Source organism: Amycolatopsis sp. La24 (assembly GCF_029087445.1).
GTDB lineage: Bacteria > Actinomycetota > Actinomycetes > Mycobacteriales > Pseudonocardiaceae > Amycolatopsis > Amycolatopsis nivea.
On sequence record NZ_JARACH010000016.1, the window covers coordinates 128,221 to 149,580 of the forward strand.

The following is a 21,360-nucleotide window of genomic DNA, read 5'->3' on the forward strand; positions in this document are numbered from 1 at the left end:
GGACGGGAACGATGCGGGCTCGCGACCCGGGTGTCCGGCCGGGTGCCGCGATTTGTCCGCTTTGGACGCCGGGCCGCCCGGCTGTGCTTTGGTAGACCGGATCATGGGTGCTGAGCCGAGGTAAAACCGGTCGCTGGCGGATCCTTTCGGCAGCTAGCTTGTGCCCTCGAGAAGGGGGACGAGATGGACAAGCCGACGACGGAGCTGTGGCGCCCGACGGGCCCGGCCGAGCTGGAGCTGGTGCGCCGGTCCGGCTGGCGCGCGTGGCCGCCGCGGCTGCCGGACCAGCCGATCTTCTACCCGGTGCTGAACGAGGACTACGCGGTGAAGATCGCCCGAGACTGGAACGTCCGGTTCGACGGCGCCGGTTACGTGACCCGGTTCCGCGTGGAAACAGCGTTCCTCGACCGCTATCCGGTGCGGCAGGCCGGCGGCGAGACGATCCTGGAGTTGTGGGTTCCTGCTGAGGAACTGGACGAGTTCAACGCGCACCTGGTCGGGAAGATCGAGTTCGTGCACGAGTTCCGCTGACCGGCGGCCGAGGCGGGTCACTCACAGGGCCGCACGGGTCTGCGCTGGGTGAGGGCGGCGATCCGCCTCCGGGGTGGTTGACGTCGGCACCTAGGCGACGGTGAGTGACCGCACGGGCTGGCTTGCGTCACCGTGGACGGATGGATGCGGCACTGGCGGGGCTTTCCGGGCGGCTCCTGATCCAGTGCCGGCCCGCGCAGTCCGAGGAACTGCTCGGCGTCTGCGCGGCGCACGACACCGGGCTCGTCCTGACCGGGAGGTCGGCGCCGGATGCCGTCAAGAGCCTGCGCGAGAAGGGGTTCGACGGGCCGCTCCTGTGCGACGCCGAGCGTTACGCAGGGAAGCGGCGGGTGCTCGCCGGAGCCGGAACGCATCCGGCGTGGTGCCGGAAGCAGCGGGAACTCGGGTTGCTGCCGCTGACGGATTCCGGCTATCTCGCGGCGCGCGACTGGACGGGTTTGCGCGGCATCCTGCTGGCCGCCGCGAGGGAGCCCTCGGCTGTCGCGACGCTGCCCCTCGCTCCTTGGTGGTTCGACAGCGGATCGATCGCCGCCGCGCTCGCGAGGGAGGTCAACCGGCACGGGGTGCCGGTCGCGATCGTTCTCGAGCACCGGACTGATCCGTTCGGGGTTCAGAAGCTGCTGCGCGCGTTTCTGCGTTTCCTGGCCGGCTGCGCGGTTCCGGTGCTGGTGTTGCGCTGCGACATTTCGGCCGCAGGCCTTCTCTGTCACGGTGCGCACGCGGCGGCGGTGGGCACGAAAAGCTCGTTGCGGCACCTGTATCCGGCCTCCGGCGGCCGCCCGGGCGGGCCTTCGGTGTTCGTGCCTCGCCTGCTCAGCTACCACCGGATCGAGACCTGCGCGAAGATATTCGGCCGGACTCCGGAGATCGAGCAGCTGTGGACTTGCCCGTGCCCGGTCTGCGAGGACCGGACCCCCGTCGGTCTCGACCGGTCTTCGGCGGTCCGGCACGACCTCGACCGTCAGCTGGCGCTGCGGGACGAGTTGTTCCGGCGGCCGCTCACCGCGGAGCAGCGCCGGAGTTCCTGGCACGAGACGTGCAGCCACGCGAGCTTTGTCCATCGGCAGGTCGCCGAGGCGGTGCGGGGATGGACCGAACCGGCGAACCTCAGGGCCTGGTATCGGGTGACCGAGGATCCGTTGCCGCGCAACATCCCTGGTCAGTCGGCGACGGGGGCCGCCAGGACGAGCGGTGCCGGCAGGCGGAGGGTGTCCGATCGCGGGGCACGCCGATCAGACGCATAGGCAGCTGTCCTCGGCGCGGAAAGGTCAGTGGTCTCGCGAGACGTCGAGCCCGCTCGACAACCCGCGGAAACACCGCACCGCCAACTCCGCCGGTGCCGCCTTCTCCTCAGTCCCAGCCCACAGCTCCAGCGAGATCCGAATGGCATCCGTCGCCGCGGCCGCCACCAAATGCACCGTCACCTCGTCCGTCTCCGGAGCCAGCCGCGCCAGTACTGGTCGCAGCCGGGTCTCGGACTCGCCGTTCACCCGGTGCCACACGGCTGCCAATGCCGAGTCGTCCCCGCTCGCGGCGCGCAGCAAGCCGCGCGTCCAGCTGAATTCCTGGGTCGCGTCCGCGGCGGAGATCGTCTTGTGGATCGCGTCCTCGACCGCCTTCAGCAGCGGCGTTCCTTCGGGCGTCGACGCGAGGTGGTCCCGCCACGAATCTGCGCCCACAACCAGCAGCGGGGCGACCGCGTCCTCTTTCGTGCGGAAGTAGCGGTAGAAGGTGCGCGGCGCGACGCCCGCCGCGGCGGCGATCGCTTCCGCGGTCGTTCCCTGTGCGCCATGCTCGGTGAACAGGCGTGCGGCGGCGCGGGCGATGTCGAGTTGCGTCGCCGCTTTGCGCCGTTCGGTCAGGGTCGGGGTCTTTCCGCTCACCGCGACCACGCTACCCGATCACTGTCAAGCATGCAGATCTCGTCAACGTGGCACAGTGTGCCATCAAGGCGTAAGGTGACGGCAGACGAAAGGAGCGGACCATGAACCGTTACGAAGGACGCCGGGTGCTGGTCACCGGAGCGGGCTCGGGCATCGGGCAGGCGACGGTGCTGCGGATGCTGACTGAAGGCGGGCGCGTCGTAGCCGCGGACGTGAGCGAAGCGGGTCTGGCGGACACCGTCGAGAAGGCGGGCGACGCGGCGGACCGGCTGAGCACCGTGGTCGTGAATGTCGCCGACGAGGCGTCGGTGCAGGCTGGGGTCGCGTCGGCGGTCGAGCAGCTCGGCGGGCTGGACGCGCTTGTCAACGCCGCGGGCATCCTGCGGTCGGCGCACACCCACGAGATGCCGCTCGAGGCGTTCGAGCAGGTGCTGCGCGTCAACCTGGTCGGCACGTTCCTGGTGATCCGCGAGTCGATCCCGGCACTGCGCGAGGGCAGCGGCCCGGCGGTGGTGAACTTCAGCTCGACGTCGGCGATGTTCGCGCACCCGTACATGGCGGCGTATGCGGCGAGCAAGGGCGGCATCCAGTCGATGACGCACGCGCTGGCGTCCGAGTACGCGAAGGACGGGATCCGGTTCACCGCCGTGCAGCCCGGTTCGATCTCCTCGGGCATGACCGACGGCAGCGGCAAGAGCAAGCAGAGCGTCGGCCCCGGCTTCCCCGAGGACGCCGACTTCACCCTGCTCGGCAAGCTGCTTCCCGCGCTGGGCCAGGGCTTCGCCGGTCCGGAGACGGTCGCGTCGGTCGTCGCGATGCTCGCCAGCGAGGACGCCGCTTTCGTCACCGGCACCGAGGTCCGCATCGACGGCGGCACGCACTTCTGATGCGCGATTTGTTCAAGAACTAGCCGCGGGCGGGGTCGTAGCGTCGCCGCATGACAAAGTTTTCGACCACCCGATGCGGGGTACGGCGATGATCCTCGTGACCGGCGGCCTCGGCATGATCGGCGCGCACACGGCCCGGGCGCTGGCGGATCTGGGGCAGGACGTCCTGGTCACCGGGCACCGGCGGACGGACGTCCCCTCGTTCCTGGTGGGCCGGGTCGCCGTGGAAACGCTCGACGTCACCGACCGGGACGCGTTCCTCGCGCTCGGCGACCGGTACGACATCACCGCGATCGTCCACCTGGCGGGCAGCATCCCCGGCGACGACCCGGTCGCGTTCTTCCGGACGGACCTGACCGGCCTGGCCAACGCCCTCGACGCGGCCCGGACGTGGCGGGTGCGGCGGTTCGCGGTCGCGAGCAGCCTCGGCGTGTACGTCGGCCGCGACGAGCCGAGCTGGCACGAGGAGCTGCCGCTGCCGACCGCGGATCTGCCGCATCTGATCGTGGCGTTCAAGAAAGCCGTCGAACCGCTGACGACGCACAGCCTGCGGGGGAGCGGCGTCGAACCGGTGGTGCTGCGGATCGGGACGGTGTGGGGTCCGCTGGTCGACCCGGAATCGCCGTTCTTCCCGATCCCGTCCTACCTCAACGCCGGGCTCCGCGGTGACCCGCCGCCTCCGCTGGTCGCCGACGAGGGGTTCGACTGCTGCTACGCACCGGACGCCGGCCACGCGATCGCGTTGCTCACCACGGCACCGTCGTTGAAGCACGACACATACAACGTGTCGAGCGGGCAGCCGGTCACGAACCGGGAGTTCGCCGAGGCGCTCGCGCAGATCGCGCCGGGTGTGCCGGATCAGCTGCAGCCTGGCGGGGCGACCGGACCGTATCTGGATATTTCGCGGCTCAAGGAGGAAACGGGCTTCGCGCCGGAGTTCGACGTGCGGGCGGCGGTGGCGGATTACGCGGCGTGGCGGAAGACGAACCCGCGCTGACATCGGCCACAGTGGACGGTCCGGGCGGTGGTGCGAGAATGGCCCGATGGCAGCGGAACAGGGCGGCGAATCCGAGACCGAACGGGTCGTCCGGCAGCTCCGGGACGAGATCCTGGACGGGGTGCGCACACCGGGCAGCAAGCTCGTCGAACGGGACCTCGCCGCGGATCTCGGAGTGAGCCGGGTCCCGGTGCGGGACGCGCTGAAAGCGCTGGTCGCCGAAGGCCTGGTCACGCCGCGTCCCCGGACGTGGGCGGTCGTGCGCGAGTTCACCGCGAGCGACATCGCCGACCTGCAGGAAGTGCGCGCGGCGCTGGAAGTCCTGACGTTCAAGCTCGCGGCGACCCGCCATTCCCGCGCCGGGCTGGACCAGCTGCGTGCCGCGTTGGACGAGGAAACGGCCGCCGCCGCTGCCGGTGACGCCGTAACCGCTCACCGCGCGGCGGCGGATTTCCACGAGGCCGTGACGGCGATGGCGGGGAACGAGCTGCTCAACGAGCTGGAACTGACGCTGCGCAGCCGCATGCGGTGGCTGCTCGGCCAGCACGAGGATCTGGAGCGGGTGGCGGGGGAGCACCGGGAGCTGTACGACGCGATCGCGCGGCGGGATGTGGAAGCCGTGGAAGCGCTGCTGATGGAGCACATGGAAAGTGGGCGGCATTTGCGCGGGCTGGGGCGCGAGCGCGGCTGACGGGCAAAGGGAAACCCTCCGGAGGTGATGGGGGTTTTCTCAGTAGCGCGGGTGCGGCGTTGCTATGGCGATGCGCGGCATCGGCGGGGCGGCCCCTCAGTTCGGATGCGAGATTTCGAGGTAATGCTTGCCGTTCATGGGAATGCACACGGCACCGTCGACTGTGGGGTCCGGCGGCAGGGTGCGCAGTGCGCGGACACAGTCGTCCGGGGTTTCGTAAGGTCCTTTGTACTCGAGATGGCTGGCGAACGCGGTGCCGCTCAGCACCAGTGCAGCGCCGGTCGTAGCGAGGCAAACGGCAGCTGTGACCACGAATTTCCGCATACGCGAATCCCTCCCGTTCCGGCGGTCGCGCCGACCGCCTCGTCACCATCGCTACCCTCGGCTGCGCGCGGCGAAGCAGTTCTTGCCTGTTCGGCTCAACGGAATTGATCGAACGGGCACCGGACGCAACCCCTTGCCGGAACGGCAAGTTTCCGTGCCATTGCCGGTCCGCGCTGGCGAAACTGACCGCATGATCACCGCATCCCGGCTCGTGCCCCGCTCCGTCGCGGCGCTGGCGCTGTCCCTCCTGCTCACGGTCGGCAGCGTGGCCTGCTCCGCGCCGCCTGCCGAGCCCTACGCCGCCGCCACCCGGAACGATCCCGCGTTTCAAAGCACTTTCCGGCACGAATTCGCCGACGTCGACGGTGTCCGCATGCACTACGTCACCGGCGGCAGCGGCAGCCCGGTCGTCCTGATTCACGGGTGGCCGCAAACCTGGTACGGCTGGTGGCCGGTGATGCCGGAGCTCACGAAACACCACACCGTCTACGCGATCGACCTTCCCGGTTTGGGCGACAGCACCGGTTCGCCGAGCGGATACGACAAAGCCACACTGGCGCGTTACGTGCATACCCTGGTGGCTTCGCGGCTCAAGATCCGGAACGCCGCGGTCATCGGACATGATTTCGGCGCTGCGGTGGCATTCCAGTACGCGAGCCAATTCCCCGGCGACACCGCGCGCCTCGGCTATTTCGATTTGCCGCTTCCCGGGCCCGCGATGAATGCCACCGTATACCGGACGTTGAGCTGGCACATCGCTTTCCACTCCCAACGTCGCGTTCCCGAAGCGGTCGTCGGCGACGATGTTCGGGAATACCTTGCGCTGTTCTATCCGCAGGTTTCCTTTGGCGGGACGGCTTTCGGCGGGACCTCGGAGCGGTCGCCGTTCACCGAGGCGGAGGTCAACGAGTATGCCCGGACCTACAGTCGTCCCACGGTTTTGTCCGGCGGGTTCGAGCTTTATCGGGCGCTGGACAAGGATGTCCGCGACACCGTGGCGGCAGCGCCGGTGAAGGTGCCGACGTTGCTGCTGACTGCTCAGGGTCAGCTCGACGCGATCCGGGCTACGGTGGCACCGCGGCTGACCGACATCGTCCAGGCGGCGGACGTGCCGCATGCGGGGCATTGGCTGGTGGAAGAGAATCCGCAGTTCGTCGCGGGGCAGTTGGAGCGCTTCCTGAACGGCTGACGCTCGCGGAACCAGCCCCAATCCCCGGACGCGGCAGTCCGGGGATCGGGACTGGTTCTTCCGGCGCGGTTCAGTCAGGCACCGGACACCGCCACCACACCGGTCATCGTGCCCACGTATGCGTGGTCGCCGGACAAAGTGGGAGAGGCGAAGTGCGGAAGAGCGCCGACGTCCAGTTGAGCCAGTACGGTTCCGTCAGCCGGTGATAGCGCGTACAGCACACCGTCGTTCCAGTCCGTCACCCACACCGCGCCGCCGCCCACGGTCGGCGAGCCGTTCGCGGTCCCGTCGGCGTGCCACGCCACGGTGGGGGTGCCGTCCGCTGCGATGCGGACCGCGCGGGGGCCGTCGTTGCACGGCAGGTACGCGGTGTCGCCCTTGGTCGAACTGCCGCCGAAGGACCGACAGATTTCCGCCTTGGCCTGCTGCCCGCCGATTCCGCCGAGATTGTCGTGGTGCAGCACGTATCCGGTGCCGCGTTTGCCGACCGCGATGACGTGATCGCCGAGCAGGGTCGGGCTGGACGAGCCGAGGTCGAGGTCTTGCGCGTTGTCGTCGGCCCAGGTGTCCGGGGCGAACAGGTCCACCCGCTGCAGCGTGGGCGACAAGGCCAGCACGGAATCGCTGTCGTCGTAGCCCGTGGTGGATTCGCCGTTGCCGACCGCGTAGAGCAGCCGCTGCCCGTCGACCACGCCGCCGCCTGGCGCCCAGATCCCGGCTTCCCTGGTGGTCGGCACGCTGTAACTGATCGGGTCAGCCCCGTTGGTGGTCGCCGACACCACGGAACCGATGTAGTTCGCGCAGTCCCCGGCCAGCCCGCCGTACGCCACGTACACGCGGTTGCCAAGCACGGTCAGCGCCGCTCGCTGCTGGTGCGCCAACCGGTCGCCCTTAGGCGGTTCCAATTCGGTGCGCACCTCCACCGCGCCGGTGGCGACGTTCACGCCGACCAGCACGTGCTGCCCGCCGGTGAGCTCGGCCAGCGCGAAAACCCGGGACGTGGCCTGGTCGTAGGCCATGGTGCCGGTGATGCCGAGCGGGTCGATGTTCCCGCACGGCAGCTCGGCTCTTCTCGCCGGTTCGCCGATGTGCGCCGACCAGCGGACCGCGCCGGTGGCCGGGTCCAGCGCGTAGATGGTGTCATTCTCCGTGGCAGCAAGGATCTGGCCGCCGACCACGAGCGGCTGTCCGTACACCGCACCGTCCAAAGTGGCCTGCCAGGCCGTGCCGAGAGTGCCCAGCGGAGCGAGATCCGCGACTTCGCCGGTGCGGGCGTTGTCGTGGTGATAGGTCGGCCAATCGCCCGCGGCGAGCTGCTGCCGGGCATGACCGGCGGTCGCCGATGCCGGCGCCAGCGGACCGGCGCCGAGGGCGACGATTGCGATCGCGAGAACCGTGCGGAGACAATTCCTGTTCATGAGGTATCACTCCTGGTCGCTGACTAGCGACTCCCCGTATCGCAGTATCCAGCGGGGCTTCCGGTCGCGATACCTCCGAACGGCAGAACACGCGGTCACCGGGCGATCTCGACGTCGCGCGCACGATCGGCGCGATCCATCAGATCACTGGGCCTCCGCCCCGTCCTCCGCGAAGCCGCGAGCAGAAGGCTTGGAACAGCGCTGATCCAAGCTTCGGCGGCTGGGTGAAAGCGGGACCTCCTCCGCCGATTAGGTCTAGACATCCGATGGATACCCGACTTACGCTCCCCGCCGTCACCGTTCGGTCACGGATCCGACAGGAGGACCGCCGTGTCGATTCCCGCGAGCCTGGCGCTTGCCGCGGTACTGGCGGCCGGGGGAACCGCCGTTCCCGCCGCCGCGGAAACAACCGCCTGCCATGGGCCGATCCGGCCGGCCGCGATTCAGGCAGTGCAGTCGTGCGACGGCATGGACCGGATTCTCGCCAAGGCCGCCGCGACCGTGCCGCGTTCCGGGCAGATTGCCTGGCAGCAGCGGCCGGTCACCGCGTTCACGCACTTCGGCATGAACACCTTCACCGACCGGGAATGGGGTTCCGGCGCGGAAAAGGAGTCGACGTTCGCGCCCGCCGCAGTCGACACCGACCAGTGGATGCGGTCGATGAAGGCGGCCGGCGTGACGCAGGTGATGCTGACCGCGAAGCACCACGACGGGTTCGTCCTCTATCCGACGCGCTACACGAATCACTCCGTCGTCGCGAGTCCGTGGTGGGTCACGCCCGGATGTGCCGACGACGCGGTGACGAAGGCCCGTGCAGCGGCGCAGAACGGGCGGGCGCAGGATCCGTCCGCGTACTGGCAGGTCCGCGCCGCCGGGTGCGCTAATCCGCGGGGGGACATCCTGCGCGATTACGTCGATTCCGCGCGGAAAGCCGGGCTGAAGGTCGGCGTGTACCTGTCGCCGGCGGACGGCGCCGAGTTGCCCAAGCAGTTCTTCGCGGACCAGGTGAAACGGGTCGAGGCGAAGGTCGCCGCGGGGCAGCCGTTGAGCATCGAGGAGCAGGCGACTTACGACGACCGTGCGAATACACCTGCTGGTCAGGGGCGGTACGGCACGGGCAGCGCGGCGAAGGTCCGCACTATTCCGTCGCTGGTCCCGAACGACGACCGTGCCGCGGCCCTCGCCGCCGGGAAACTGCCGAAATTCACCGTGACCGAGGACGATTACAACGCCTACTACCTGAACCAGATCTACGAACTGTTCACCCAGTACGGGCCGATTGACGAGCTGTGGCTGGACGGGGCGAATCCCTGGCGCGGCAACGGAATCAGCGAAACCTACGACTTCACGACCTGGTTCCGGATGATTCACGCGCTGTCGCCGGACACCGTCACGTTCGCCGGACCGGCGGGCGTGCGCTGGGTCGGCAACGAGCGGGGCCAAGCTCGCGAGACCGAGTGGAGCGCGCTGCCGACCGCGGGCGATCCGAACACCGCGCACAACGAGGAGTTGTTCGTCGGCGGCGCGGAGGGCGCCGACCTCGGGTCGCGGCAGGTGCTCGCCGACCCGTCCGTGCGGTACCTGGAATGGGCACCGGCCGAAGCTGACGTATCAATCCGGCCCGGCTGGTTCTACCACCCGGACGAACAACCGAAAACGCCTGCGCAACTCGTCGATCTTTATCGCGCCTCGGTGGGACGCAATGCCTCGTTGCTGCTGAACGTTCCGCCTGGCCCGGACGGTCGCGTCGCTCCGGCCGATACCGCCGCGTTGGCATCCTTCGGGCAGGCCATCGCCAGGACGCAGTCCGTGAACCTCGCCGCCGGTGCGCGAGGGTTGGACGCGGTCACGGATTCCTCGCTGACCACGTCGTGGTCGCCGCCGCGCGGTGCGCTCGCCGGGACGATGGACGTGGTGTTGCCGAAGGCGGCCACCTTCGACCAGATCCGGCTGGGGGAGGACATCACCCGCGGTCAGCACGTCGAAGGCGCGAGCGTACAGGCCGAAGTGGACGGTTCCTGGCGCACGATCGCGACCGTCACCACGATCGGTGCCAACCGTCTCGTCACCCTTCCGTCGCCGGTCACCGCCCGCCACCTGCGCGTGGTCGTCACGCAGTCGCGGGCGACGCCTTACCTGGCTACCTTCGCGTTGTACCGCACTGTCCCCGCCGCCTGAGAGGAAGTCATGACTCTACGCCGCAGAGTTTGGCTCGCCGCTGCTGTCGCGACGAGTGCCCTGACCATCGTCCAACCTGCCTCGGCCAGGCCGGGTGCGGTACCGGTGGTTTCCCCGACGCCGCAACAGATCGACCGCGAGGCTGGCGACGTGTCGCTGCCGTCCTCGGTGGGACTGGTCACCGACAGCACGACTGACGGCCCCGCCAAAGATCTCTTGCTCGACCTGTTGAAACAGCACGGAGTCAAGAAGGTCAGCACGGGATCGCAGCGCGGGTTCGTCATCCGGCTCAGCAATAGCGGAGACGCGCCAACCCAGTCCGAGGGCTATTCGCTTGATGTGCGCCGCGACGGCGTGACGATCAAGGGCAGGGATGGTGCCGGGCAATACTACGGCGTGCAGACGTTGCGGCAGCTGTTCGTCCGAAGTGGACACAGTTGGGCATTGAGCGGTGTCGCGGTACATGACTGGCCGAACATGGCGCTGCGCGGGTCGATCGAAGGCTTCTACGGTCCACCGTGGACGAACGACGACCGGGTGCGGCAGATCAAGTTCCTCGGCGAAACCAAGGCGAACACCTACATCTACAGCGCGAAGGACGACGCGTATCTGCGGGCACAGTGGCGGGATCCGTATCCGCAGCAGGAGCTGGCCGCGCTCGGCCAGCTTGTCCGCACAGCGAACGCGAACCACGTCGACTTCACCTACGCGTTGTCGCCCGGGGTCTCGATCTGCTTCTCGTCGCCGCAGGACGTCGCCGCGGTGAAGGCGAAATTCCAAGCGGTGTACGACCTCGGCGTGCGCTCGTTCTCCTTGCCATTCGACGACATCTCGTATACCAAGTGGAATTGCGCTGGCGACCAGGCGGCGTTCGGCGCGCCCGGTCAGGCCGCCGCGGGCAAGGCGCAGGTTTCGTTGCTCAACGAGATCACCAAGAACTTCGTGAAGACGCACGACGGCGTCCGTCCTTTGCAGACTGTGCCGACGGAGTACAGCGACCTCAAGGACTCGCCGTACAAGACGCAACTGCGGGAGAACCTCGACCCGTCCGTAGTCGTGCAGTGGACCGGCACCGCGGTGGTGCCGCCGAGCGTCACGAACGACGAAGCGCAGCAGGTGTCCACTGTGTACGGACGAAAAGTGTTTCTCTGGGACAACTATCCGGTCAACGATTACGAGCAGTCCGCCGGACGGTTGCTGCTCGCGCCGTACGCGCATCGCGAAGCGGGGCTGTCGAAATATCTCAACGGGATCGTCTCGAATCCGATGAACCAGGAAGCGGCCAGCGAGGTCGCCGAGTTCGGGGTCGCCGACTTCTCCTGGAACGACGCGGGCTACTCGCCGGAGCGCTCGTGGCCGCAGGCGCTGGCCCGGCTCGCAGGTGGCGACCAACGCGCGACCGCAGCGCTGAAGGTATTCGCGGACCTCGAACACCTGGCACCCGTCTTCGGGCCGACGCCGTGGCAGCCCCAAGCGCCGGTTCTCGCGGCCCGGGTCGCCGAGTTTTGGCAGCACTGGAATGCCGGCGACCACCGTGCGCTGGGCAAACTGCGCTCGTACGCCGAACAGATCCGCAACGCTCCCGCCGTGATCCGGGGCGGGCAGGTGCAGAGCGCGTTCGTCAGCGAGGCGGGCCCGTGGCTGGACGCGACCGCGCTCTGGGGCGACGCGATGGTGACCCGGCTGGACGCCCTCGCCGCAGCGACCCGCGGTGACGACGCCACGGCCCAGCGTCTGACGGCGGCCGCGGACGCGCTGGTCAAGCGGGCGGAAGCGGTGAAGACCGGCAACAGCAACCGGTGGGGCGTGCGGCAGGCACTCGTCGGCGACGGCGTGCTCGACGCGTTCCTCGTCCAGGTCCGCGCGGTGACGGCCGGATGAGCGGGGGAGGGATGGACGTGAGCAGGAGGAGCTTCCTCGGCGGCGCGGCCGCGGTCGCCGCGAGCACCGTGTTCGCTGGACCGGCAGGTGCGGCCGGCCGGCGCGGGCTGAGCGTGTCCGGCGGCCGGTTCTTGCTGGACGGCAAGCCGTTCCAGATCGTTTCCGGCGCGATCCATTACTTCCGGCTGCGCCCGGACCAGTGGCACGACCGGCTGTCGCGGCTCAAAGCGCTGGGCCTCAACACCGTCGAAACCTATGTGGCGTGGAATTTCCATCAGCCGGCGCCGGGCCGAGCGAATTTCCGCGGCGACCGCGATCTCGCGGGATTCATCCGGCTGGCCGGCGACCTCGGATTCCAGGTCATCGTCCGCCCGAGCCCGTACATCTGCGCGGAATGGGAATTCGGCGGCCTGCCCGCCTGGCTGCTCGCCGACCGCGACATGGAGCTGCGCTGCGCCGATCCGGCTTACCTCAAGGCAGTCGACGCGTGGTACGACCAGCTGATCCCGCAGCTGGCCCCGCTGGAAGCGCAACACGGCGGCCCGGTCGTGGCCGTGCAGATCGAAAACGAATACGGCAGCTACGGCAACGACACGAGCTATCTCGCGCACCTGCGGGACAGCCTGCGCGCACGCGGAATGACCAGCCTCCTGTTCGTCGCCGACGGTGCTTCCGAATTCTTCATGCGCTTCGGCGAGCTGCCGGGAACGTTGGAGGTCGGCACCGGCGACGGCGACCCAGCGCCGAGCATCGCCGCGCTGAAGGCCTTCCGCCCCGGAGCACCGGTCATGATGGCCGAGTACTGGGACGGCTGGTTCGACCACTGGGGCGAGGCGCACCACACCACCGATGCGCAGCAAACCGCCGCCCACATCGATCAGCTGCTGGCGACGGGTGCGTCGGTAAACCTGTACATGGCCTGCGGCGGCACCAACTACGGTTTCACTGCTGGCGCCAACACCTCCGGGCTGCAATATCAGCCCACCGTGACCAGCTACGACTACGATTCCCCGGTCGGCGAGGCAGGCGACGTCGGCGCGAAGTTCACCGCGTTGCAGTCGGTGATCACTAAGTACACCAAGCAACCAGTGGTCCCGCCGCCCGCTCGCTCGCCGCGCCAGCCCGCGCAGTCGGTCACTCCGTCCGGCTCAGTGTCCCTTCTGGACTCGCTGCCCGCACTGTCCACAGTGGTCCGCTCGGCCCAGCCGGTCTCCATGGAACGACTGGGACAGTCGACCGGCCTGATCCACTACCGCACGACCGTGCAAGGCCCGCATTCCGGCCCGCTGAGCATCCACGGCCTGGCGGACCGGGCGCTGGTGTTCGCCGACGGGGTGCAGCTGGGGATCCTGGACCGCAACCATCCGGACGCGACGCTGGACCTGAAGCTGGAGAAACCGCGGACCCGCCTGGACATCCTGGTCGACCCGATGGGCCGGGTGAACTACGGCCCGTACCTGGCCGATCGCAAGGGCATCGACGGCTGGGTCGCGATGAACACGCAGCAGAAACTGTTCGGCTGGGAGATCCGCCCGCTGCCCCTGGACGACCTGTCCCGGCTGCGGTTCTCCTCCGCTCCGCCGGGCGCCGGTCCGGCCTTCCACCGCGCGACCGTCGCGGTCGCCGAGCCCGCGGACGGGTTCGTCGCCCTCCCCGGCTGGGAGAAGGGCGTGGTGTGGCTGAACGGATTCAACCTCGGCCGGTACTGGAAGATCGGGCCGCAGAAGACGCTGTACGCGCCGAAGTCGTTGTGGCGAAAGGGGAAGAACGACCTGGTGGTGCTGGAAATGCATCATCCGGGGACGGCGATCGAGATCCGTCCGGAGGCCGACCTGGGCTGACCGCCGCGACCGGCCGACCCGAGCTCTGCCGAAATAAGGTTCGGTATCGGCAGCGCAAGCCGTGAGGTCCGTGAGGGGAACCCTGAGGGAATCAGATTCCGTCAGGGTTCCCCTCACGTACAGTTGCCGCACCGGGCCGCGCCCGTCGACCCGTCCAGCGCAGTTGACCGGGGGCTCACGGCGCGTCAGCGAGGTTCTCGATCGCCCGCTTCCGGCTGTGGTCGAACACGATCGAACTGCGGAACTGCACGACTTCCTTGCGGCTGCTGAGATCCTCGACGAGGAACGTGTGCAGCCGGGAGACGTCCGGGACCGCGACGTGCAGCAGGAAATCGTCGCCGCCGGCGAGCACGAAGACGGCCATCACCTCGGGCATGGCGAGCGCGTCGCGGCGGAAGCGGTCGATGATCGGCTGGCTGAGCGGGCGGATCTGGGCGAACACCATGGCCTGCACCGACCGGCCCAGCGCGGGCAGGTCGACCTCGGCGTGGAATCCGGTCAGCACCTGGCGCGCCTGCAGCCTGCCGATCCGGTCGGAACAGGTCGACGCCGCGACGCCGACGCGCTCGGCCAGGTCGCGCATCGGGATCCGGGCGTCCTGCTGGAGTTCGCGGACGATGAGGCTGTCGATCCGATCCAGGTTCGGAGATTCGCTCATCTGCCGAACATATCACCGTCGTTACTCCGGTGAGGCGGTGGAAGGGGCAGTCTTGCGTCCGTGAACCGAACAGAGAGTTTCGCCGGGGAAGCACTGCAGGTCGTCCGCGGGTCCCGGTCGGGGGTCGCGATCGCCGTCGCGATCCATTCGACGGCGCGCGGTCCGGCGATCGGCGGGTGCCGGATCAAGGCGTACCCGTCGTGGCGGGACGGGGCGGACGACGCGCTGCGGCTGTCGGCGGCGATGACCACGAAGTGCGCACTGGCCGGTCTTCCCTATGGGGGAGGCAAAACCGTGGCGGCGCTGCCCGCGGATGGGATGGACCCGGCGCGGCGGCCGGACCTGATCGCCGACATCGCCGAGGCGATCGCCGCGCTGGGCGGGCGGTACCGCACGGGGCCGGACATCGGGTCGACGTCCGAGGACATGGCGGAGATCCACCGGCTCGCGCACGGCTGGGCGTTCTGCCGTCCGGAGAGCCAAGGCGGCAGCGGGACGTCGAGCGCGGCGACGGCGAGGGGAGTCCTGGCGGCGCTTGAGGCCGGGGTCGCGCCGGGCTCAGTCGACGGGTTGCGGATCGGCGTGCTCGGATTCGGCAGCGTCGGGCGGCTGATCTGCCAAGCGCTGATCGAGCGCGGCGCGAAGGTGGTGGTCACCGATGTCGACGAGGGGCTGCGGCCGGTCGCGGAACGGCTCGGTGCCGCTTGGACAACGGCTGACCTGGTGCGGGAGCAGTTGGACGTGCTCGTGCCTGCGGCGACGGGCGGCTTGCTGACGGTCGAGTCGGCGGCCGCGTGCGGTGCGTCGCTGATCGTGGGACCGGCGAACAACCAGATCGCCGCCGAGGAGGTAGCGACGGTGTTGCGCGACCGGGGAGTCACGTGGATTCCGGATGTCGTCGCGAGTGCGGGCGGGATCATTCACGCGGTCGGCCGCGAAGAACTCGGAATGGACGAGGCGGCGGTGAACGCGAAGATCGACGCTATCGGCGACACGACGAATTCAGTACTGGCGCTTGCCCGGGAACGGGAGTGGACGACAGTGCGGGCCGCCCGGGAACTGGCGGCGCTCGCCTGAACGAAGAGCACGCCAAGGCTCTGGGAGCCTTGGCGTGCATTTCCTTTTCCGTGCGGTCAGTACCAATGCGCGCGGCCGCCGATACGGCGTCCGGTCCCGCCGAGCACCGCCAGGATCGCGCCGATCACTACGAGGGCGATCCCGATGCTCCACAAAATCTGGATCGAGGTGATGAACCCGATCACGAGCAGAATGACGCCGAGAACAATCACGGGGAGAACCTCGTCTTTCTTCTCTCGGTGGGGAATGTGGCGTGCTCACTCCCGGATACCCTCACTCGCTCGAGTGAAACATGACTTCGGCGGAGAATACGGCCCGAGGGCATTCCCGGACACGCACCGTGAATTTGTCACCGCATTGCTCGGTTCGACGGCAGGAATTCAGGCAAATGGCGTAAGGGAGCGCGCCGGTGCCGGGGCCGCCGGGAAACCGGACGAAGCGGCTGATTCCCCGCTCGTCTGCGTCGGCGCGCCCGGGCGGGCATCATGGGGTGGTGGCCGGGCCGCCTGCCCGGCGGGACGACCGACGACGGGACCGTGACGATGGACGAGCCGACCGAACCCAGTGCCGACCCGGCGCGGGACTTCCGCGTCGAGCGCGAGGACCGGCCTCCGGTCGCGGTGCTGGCGGTGTACGGCGAGGTCGACATGGTCACCGCGCCGCTGCTGACCGCCGCGGTCGACGAGGCGCTCGCCGGGGCGCCGGCGGTGCTGGTCGTGGACCTCGCCGCGGTGGAATTCCTTGCCTCCGCCGGGCTGACCGCGCTGGTGGCGATGGCCCAGCACCGGGTACCCGGAGCCAGCGTGCGGATCGTCGCGTCCGGCCGGGCGACGATGCGGCCCATCCAGCTCACCGGGCTGGAGCAGACCCTGCCGCTGTACCCGACGGTCGACGCGGCGCTGGCCGGGTCCTGACCCGGGAAGTCTCCTTCGGACGGACCGCACGGGTGAATCCGCCGCGCACCGGGTAACCGGGCGGCGGAGAGGTTCCGCGGCGGCCGCGAGCGCTGGCGCCGCGAGCAGAAAGCCCGTCGAACGGGGGAGAACATGCGCATCGGCTACACCTTGATGACTGAACAGACCGGGCCGCGCGAGCTGGTCGGCTGCGCGACCGCCGCTGAGCAGGCCGGATTCGACTTCGCGGCCTGCAGCGACCACTATTCGCCGTGGCTGGCCGAACAGGGGCACGCACCGTACGCGTGGAGCGTGCTCGGCGCGGTGGCCCAGGCGACCGAACAGCTCGAACTCATGACGCTCGTGACCTGCCCGACGATGCGGTACCACCCGGTGGTGGTCGCGCAGAAGGCCGCGACGGTGCAGTTGCTGTCCGACGGCCGCTTCACCCTCGGGCTCGGCTCGGGGGAGAACCTGAACGAGCACGTCGTCGGCAGGGGCTGGCCGTCGGTGTCGGTCCGGCACGACCGGCTCGCCGAGGCCGTCCAGATCATCGGCGGCCTGTTCGACGGCGGCACGTTCACCTACACCGGAAAGCACTACCGGGCCGACGGGGCCAAGCTGTGGGATCTGTCGCCGACACGGGTGCCGATCGCGATCGCGGTATCCGGTCCGAAGTCGGTGAAGCGGTTCGCGCCGGTGGCCGACGCGATGGTCGCGGTCGAGCCGAAAGCCGAGCTGTGCACGGAATGGGACCACGAGCGGCCCGGACCGCCGACGCGCAAGATCGGGCAGCTGCCGGTCTGCTGGGACCCGGACCGCGGGGCGGCGATCCGGCGGGCGCACGAGCAGTTCCGATGGTTCGGCTCAGGCTGGCCGGTGAACGCGGAACTGCCGGGAACGCAGGCGTTCGACGCGGCGACCCAGTACGTGCGCGAGGACGACGTGGCGGCGGGGATTCCGTGCGGCCCGGATGCCGGGCCCATTGTGGACGCGGCGAAGCAGTTCGCGCAGGCGGGGTTCACGGATCTGGCTTTGGTGCAGATCGGTGGGCCGGAGTATCAGCCGGAGTTCATGAAGTTTGCTGAGCGGGAGTTGTTGCCTGCGTTGCGGTAGCAGATGAAGGAAGCTGGGCCCGGGTGTCGAGGCGCCCGGGCCCAGCTGTGTGTCACGGGTGGCGCAGGAGCGCGCCGAATCCGTCGGTCAGGTCGAGCCGTTCGTCGATCACCACGACGTCCGCGCCGACTGCCACCGCCGCGTAGGGCAGGGCTTCGTCCGCGCGTCGACGGGCTGGGTCGGCCACACCGAGTGCGTCCAATCGGGATTGGGCGACGCCGACCTGCGTCGGTTCCGAACCGGTGTACACACTGGCCTCGCCGGAGTCGCCGACCAGCAGCGTCTCGACATTCGCCTCCGCCAGGGCAGCGGTGACGGCGGACAATCCGCTGACCGCCAGGGCCGATTCGCGAGCGGCGTCGGCACGGAAGCGTTCGGCAAGATCGTCCAGCTCGCGCAATCGTTGCCCGGTAAGCACTTCGTGCACGGCCCGGTCCAGTTCGGCCCGGCCGGTGCCGGAGGCTCGGCTGCCCGCGTCGACCTCCGCGGCGAGCGACCGGGCCGGTTCGGGCAGGCGCTCGTGCAGTTCGGTGCGGGCTTGGACCTCGCCGGCCAGCACGATCGCTCGCGGCCGCACGCGTTCGGCGGTCTTCGCGAGGTGATCGGCGACCTCCGAAAGGTTGTTGTGCGCGGTCTGTTCGGCGTGCGACTGGATGTCGCGGTGTGCGGGACCGCCGCCGCGAACCTTGTGCACCGGGTGCTCCTGCCCGTGCACAGTCTCGGTTTCGACACTGCCGTCCGGCCGGTGCACCTCGATGTCCGCGCCGGTCCGGTCGACGAGCACCACCAGATGCGCGGGCGCTTCTTCCAGATGGCTCACGGTCGGCAGGAAGTACGGCAGCGCGGAGAAACGCGCGACCTGCGTCGGCGGCGGAGCCGCGAGCCGCCGGTCGAGCAGGACGTTGCCGTGCGCGGCGACGAGGGTGCGCCCGGCCCGGCCGACCGGCGGCGAGCTTTCTTCAACGGCGCGCAGGACGGCATCGACGCTCGGCCGGTCGGCGCCCTGGTCCTCGAGCGCGGCCTCGATCTCCTTGAGCCGCAACCGCAATTGCTTCGCCGCGTCCTCGGTGTCGTGCGATTCGTCGAAGTGCACCGAGACGAACGGTCCGTCGGTCAGCAGCGCGCGCAGTTCGTGTGTGTCCATTTCGGATTCTTCCTCCCAATTTTCGGGACAGCCTCACCGGGTCCGCGGCAGCTCGGGCGAGGCGGTGTCCAGCGGGACCGCGCCGGAACGGACGAGTCCCAGCTGGACAGTCTGTCGCCGGCCCGCCTTCTCCAGCGCCCAGTCGGTCGCGGTGCGCAGGCGGTTTCCCGGCAGCGACAGCAGGTGGTAGCCGCGGGTCACCAGCCGGGCGGGAAGGCCCGCCAGCGGGATGTGCAGCGGATTGGCCGCGCCCTGGCCGGACCCGAGATCGACCGCGAAGCCGAGGTCGTGGTGCCGGTACTTGCGCGCGCGGCCGACGCCGAGCGACGCGGCGACGTTGTTCCCGGCCAGTTTCCCTTGCCGCTGCGCGTGTTGCGCGGTCATCGGCGTGGTTTCGCCGGGACGGGTCAGGTCCGGCACCGCCGCCGCGTCGCCGCAGGCGAACACGTCGTCGCGGCCCGGCACGTTCAGTTCCGGCGTGACGACCAGCCGGCCCTTCACGGTTTCCAGGCCGAGGTCGGAGACCAGCGGATCGGGGCGGACGCCCACGCACCACACGAGCGTGTGCGTCGGGACGGCGTCGCCGGTGGTCAGCGTGACGCCTTCGACGTCCGCCTGCTCGACCGAGGTCTTCATCCGGACCTCGACGCCGCGCTCGCGCAGCACCCGGTCGGCGGTGGCGCCGAGCCGGGGGTCCAGTTCGGGCAGCACGCGTTCGGCGATGTCCAGCAGCAGCCAGCGAATCTGCTGCCCCTCGAGTTCGGGGTGGCGGCGCGCGAGGGCAGCGGTGAACTCCGGGCCCTGTGCGGCGACCTCCGTGCCGGTGTACCCCGCGCCGACGACGACGAACGTGCACCGGGCGTCGCGCTCGGCCTGGTCGTCGGTCGCGGCGGCCAGTTCGATCTGCCGGGTCACGTGGTCGCGCAGGTACAGCGCTTCGGGCAGGCCGCGGAAACCGTGCGCGCACTCGGCGACGCCGGGGATCGGCAGCAGCTTGTTGACGCTGCCCGCGGCGAGGATCAGCCGGTCGTAGTCCAGCTTCCGCTCGCGGTCCTCGGGGTCGGTGTAGGTCACGGTGCGGGCGTCGAGGTCGACCGATCCGGCGGTGCCCAGCGCCAGCCGCACGCCGCGCAGAGTGTCCGGAATGGACACCGCGACGTGCCGGGGGTCGACGATCCCGCTGGCCACCTCCGGCAGCAACGGCAGGTACAGGAAATAGTCGGTGGGGTTCAGCACGACGATCTCGGCGCGGTCCCCGAGGGTGCGCAGCAGCTTGTGCGCCGCGTGGTACCCGGCGAACCCGCCGCCGACGATCACGACTCGCATGGGCGGCCTCCTTTCGCTCGACGGGTACCCGGAGCGCGGCCGCGCAATCGCGCCGGTTTCGCCCCGCCGCGTCCCGGGCACCCGGGTCCGGTACCCGATGGCGAGGAGGAGCGCATGAGCAGCACGATCACCGAAATCGTGGACGTGGACGTCCCGGTGTCGACCGCGTACAACCAGTGGACGCAGTTCGAATCGTTCCCCGAGTTCATGGAGGGCGTGGAGGAGATCCGCCAGCTCGACGCCACGCACACGCACTGGGTGACCCGGTTCGGCGGCGTCGGCAGGGAGTTCGACGCGACGATCACCGAGCAGCACCCGGACGAGCGGGTCGCGTGGCGCTCGGACTCCGGGCCGGACCACGCCGGGGTGATCACCTTCCACCGGCTGGGGGACACCAAGACGCGCGTCACCGCGCAGATGGAGCTCGACCCCGAGGGACTCGCCGAGAACGCCGCCGACAAGCTCGGCATCCTCGACCGGCGCGTGAAGGGCGACATGCTGCGGTTCAAGCAGTTCATCGAACAGCGCGGACGCGAAACGGGTGCGTGGCGCGGCGACGTGGAACGTCCGAGCTGACCGCGGGGTAGCGAACCCCGCACGAGATCCGTAGCGAAAGGAGAACAGCATGGCCCGCGTGGCAGTGCTCGTGGACGAAATGACCGAGGACGACGAATTCCGGGTGCCGTGCGAGCGGTTGCGCTCCGCCGGGCACGAACCGGTGGTGGTCGGCCTGGCGAAGGGCAAGAAGCTGACCGCCTTGCACGGCACCGAAATCACGACCGACCAGGCCGTGGACGACGTGGCCGCGGCGGACTTCGATGCGGTCGTGGTGCCCGGCGGGTACTCGCCGGACAAGATCCGCACCAGCGAGCCGATGGTCGCGCTGGTCCGGGAGACGGCCGCCGCGGGCAAGCCGGTCGCGGCCGTGTGCCACGGCCCGTGGCTGCTCGCCGAGTCCGGATTGGCGCGCGGCCGGACGGTGACCTCGTGGCCGTCGCTGCAGACCGACCTGCGGAACGCTGGTGCGGAATGGGTTGACCGCGAAGTGGTGACGGACGACGGCGTGATCACGTCGCGGAATCCGGACGACCTGCCCGCGTTCTGCGACGCGTTGCTGGAACGGCTGAAGTAAGACGAACTCAGCAGCGGTCCGTGAAGGACTCCTTGAGGGAATCAGGCCTGGATCCACCGGTGTGAATTGGTGTTGTGGGTCGTGTCCGGTCGGGCAGGTGCCCTCTGGCCTGGGATGATTGTTCTTGCGACAGAGCAATTGTCACCGAGGGAGAGGGCACCTGCTGGATGCGA

At 69.3% G+C, this 21,360-nt stretch carries 21 protein-coding genes; 14 read left to right on the plus strand and 7 right to left on the minus strand.

Translation table 11 applies throughout. The annotated features are described in order from the left end of the window. The first annotated feature begins 183 nt into the window (after window positions 1–183). Both PUT80_RS17680 and PUT80_RS17685 read left to right on the plus strand, forming a co-directional pair. Entirely contained in the window at window positions 184–531 is a 348-nt protein-coding gene (locus PUT80_RS17680; protein WP_275292873.1) for a hypothetical protein, read from the plus strand. Between the two features lie 140 nt (window positions 532–671). Further along, window positions 672–1,796, plus strand: a complete 1,125-nt coding sequence (locus tag PUT80_RS17685) for a hypothetical protein (protein ID WP_275292874.1) — start codon at window positions 672–674, stop codon at window positions 1,794–1,796. Between the two features lie 24 nt (window positions 1,797–1,820). Here PUT80_RS17685 and PUT80_RS17690 read toward each other — a convergent pair whose 3' ends face one another. Beyond that, entirely contained in the window at window positions 1,821–2,435 is a 615-nt protein-coding gene (locus PUT80_RS17690) for a TetR/AcrR family transcriptional regulator (RefSeq protein WP_275292875.1), read from the minus strand. 101 nt (window positions 2,436–2,536) lie between these two features. Between PUT80_RS17690 and PUT80_RS17695 the strand changes: the two genes are divergently transcribed. The 3 genes from PUT80_RS17695 (at window position 2,537) to PUT80_RS17705 (ending at window position 5,010) form a co-directional block, all read left to right on the plus strand. Then, complete coding sequence (locus tag PUT80_RS17695; RefSeq protein WP_275292876.1) at window positions 2,537–3,322, plus strand: SDR family NAD(P)-dependent oxidoreductase; 786 nt, start codon at window positions 2,537–2,539, stop codon at window positions 3,320–3,322. A gap of 88 nt (window positions 3,323–3,410) precedes the next feature. Next, window positions 3,411–4,319: an NAD(P)-dependent oxidoreductase gene (locus PUT80_RS17700; RefSeq protein ID WP_275292877.1), complete on the plus strand. Its 909-nt coding sequence runs from the start codon at window positions 3,411–3,413 to the stop codon at window positions 4,317–4,319. A gap of 46 nt (window positions 4,320–4,365) precedes the next feature. Further along, window positions 4,366–5,010, plus strand: coding sequence for a GntR family transcriptional regulator (locus tag PUT80_RS17705; protein WP_275292878.1), 645 nt, complete (start codon window positions 4,366–4,368; stop codon window positions 5,008–5,010). 96 nt (window positions 5,011–5,106) lie between these two features. Here PUT80_RS17705 and PUT80_RS17710 read toward each other — a convergent pair whose 3' ends face one another. Further along, window positions 5,107–5,334 (minus strand): hypothetical protein, encoded by a 228-nt coding sequence (locus tag PUT80_RS17710; RefSeq protein ID WP_275292879.1) that lies wholly within the window; start codon window positions 5,332–5,334, stop codon window positions 5,107–5,109. 190 nt (window positions 5,335–5,524) lie between these two features. Here PUT80_RS17710 and PUT80_RS17715 point away from each other — a divergent pair, with 190 nt between their 5' ends. Continuing rightward, the gene (locus PUT80_RS17715) at window positions 5,525–6,523 is read left to right on the plus strand and encodes an alpha/beta hydrolase (RefSeq protein WP_275292894.1); all 999 of its coding nucleotides are present in this window, start codon (window positions 5,525–5,527) and stop codon (window positions 6,521–6,523) included. 74 nt (window positions 6,524–6,597) lie between these two features. Here PUT80_RS17715 and PUT80_RS17720 read toward each other — a convergent pair whose 3' ends face one another. Then, the gene (locus tag PUT80_RS17720; protein WP_275292880.1) at window positions 6,598–7,941 is read right to left on the minus strand and encodes a PQQ-binding-like beta-propeller repeat protein; all 1,344 of its coding nucleotides are present in this window, start codon (window positions 7,939–7,941) and stop codon (window positions 6,598–6,600) included. A 330-nt stretch (window positions 7,942–8,271) separates the two neighbouring features. On the opposite strand from PUT80_RS17720, the gene PUT80_RS17725 reads away from it, so the two are divergent. The 3 genes from PUT80_RS17725 to PUT80_RS17735 all read left to right on the plus strand — a co-directional run bounded on the left by PUT80_RS17725 (window position 8,272) and on the right by PUT80_RS17735 (window position 13,841). Continuing rightward, window positions 8,272–10,119 (plus strand): alpha-L-fucosidase, encoded by a 1,848-nt coding sequence (locus PUT80_RS17725; RefSeq protein ID WP_275292881.1) that lies wholly within the window; start codon window positions 8,272–8,274, stop codon window positions 10,117–10,119. A gap of 105 nt (window positions 10,120–10,224) precedes the next feature. Beyond that, window positions 10,225–12,000, plus strand: coding sequence for a beta-N-acetylglucosaminidase domain-containing protein (locus PUT80_RS17730; RefSeq protein WP_275292882.1), 1,776 nt, complete (start codon window positions 10,225–10,227; stop codon window positions 11,998–12,000). 11 nt (window positions 12,001–12,011) lie between these two features. Next, window positions 12,012–13,841 (plus strand): beta-galactosidase, encoded by a 1,830-nt coding sequence (locus tag PUT80_RS17735; RefSeq protein WP_275292895.1) that lies wholly within the window; start codon window positions 12,012–12,014, stop codon window positions 13,839–13,841. A 175-nt stretch (window positions 13,842–14,016) separates the two neighbouring features. On the opposite strand, the gene PUT80_RS17740 is transcribed toward PUT80_RS17735, so the two are convergent. After that, the gene (locus PUT80_RS17740; RefSeq protein WP_275292883.1) at window positions 14,017–14,499 is read right to left on the minus strand and encodes an Lrp/AsnC family transcriptional regulator; all 483 of its coding nucleotides are present in this window, start codon (window positions 14,497–14,499) and stop codon (window positions 14,017–14,019) included. A gap of 60 nt (window positions 14,500–14,559) precedes the next feature. Here PUT80_RS17740 and PUT80_RS17745 point away from each other — a divergent pair, with 60 nt between their 5' ends. Continuing rightward, window positions 14,560–15,576 carry a Glu/Leu/Phe/Val dehydrogenase dimerization domain-containing protein gene (locus tag PUT80_RS17745; protein ID WP_275292884.1) on the plus strand — a complete coding sequence of 339 codons (1,017 nt, stop codon included), beginning with the start codon at window positions 14,560–14,562 and terminating at the stop codon, window positions 15,574–15,576. 56 nt (window positions 15,577–15,632) lie between these two features. On the opposite strand, the gene PUT80_RS17750 is transcribed toward PUT80_RS17745, so the two are convergent. Then, complete coding sequence (locus PUT80_RS17750; RefSeq protein WP_086024889.1) at window positions 15,633–15,788, minus strand: hypothetical protein; 156 nt, start codon at window positions 15,786–15,788, stop codon at window positions 15,633–15,635. Between the two features lie 273 nt (window positions 15,789–16,061). Between PUT80_RS17750 and PUT80_RS17755 the strand changes: the two genes are divergently transcribed. Further along, a complete protein-coding gene (locus PUT80_RS17755; protein ID WP_275292885.1) occupies window positions 16,062–16,490 on the plus strand; it encodes an STAS domain-containing protein in 429 nt (142 codons plus the stop codon). 132 nt (window positions 16,491–16,622) lie between these two features. Continuing rightward, window positions 16,623–17,585, plus strand: a complete 963-nt coding sequence (locus PUT80_RS17760; RefSeq protein WP_275292886.1) for a TIGR03557 family F420-dependent LLM class oxidoreductase — start codon at window positions 16,623–16,625, stop codon at window positions 17,583–17,585. A 52-nt stretch (window positions 17,586–17,637) separates the two neighbouring features. Here PUT80_RS17760 and PUT80_RS17765 read toward each other — a convergent pair whose 3' ends face one another. After that, window positions 17,638–18,729 carry a Vms1/Ankzf1 family peptidyl-tRNA hydrolase gene (locus PUT80_RS17765; RefSeq protein WP_275292887.1) on the minus strand — a complete coding sequence of 364 codons (1,092 nt, stop codon included), beginning with the start codon at window positions 18,727–18,729 and terminating at the stop codon, window positions 17,638–17,640. Window positions 18,730–18,762: 33 nt separating this feature from the next. Continuing rightward, window positions 18,763–20,055 (minus strand): NAD(P)/FAD-dependent oxidoreductase, encoded by a 1,293-nt coding sequence (locus PUT80_RS17770; protein WP_275292888.1) that lies wholly within the window; start codon window positions 20,053–20,055, stop codon window positions 18,763–18,765. A 114-nt stretch (window positions 20,056–20,169) separates the two neighbouring features. Here PUT80_RS17770 and PUT80_RS17775 point away from each other — a divergent pair, with 114 nt between their 5' ends. Beyond that, entirely contained in the window at window positions 20,170–20,631 is a 462-nt protein-coding gene (locus PUT80_RS17775; RefSeq protein ID WP_134730148.1) for an SRPBCC family protein, read from the plus strand. A 49-nt stretch (window positions 20,632–20,680) separates the two neighbouring features. After that, the gene (locus PUT80_RS17780; protein WP_043840094.1) at window positions 20,681–21,187 is read left to right on the plus strand and encodes a type 1 glutamine amidotransferase domain-containing protein; all 507 of its coding nucleotides are present in this window, start codon (window positions 20,681–20,683) and stop codon (window positions 21,185–21,187) included. Window positions 21,188–21,360: the final 173 nt, after the last annotated feature.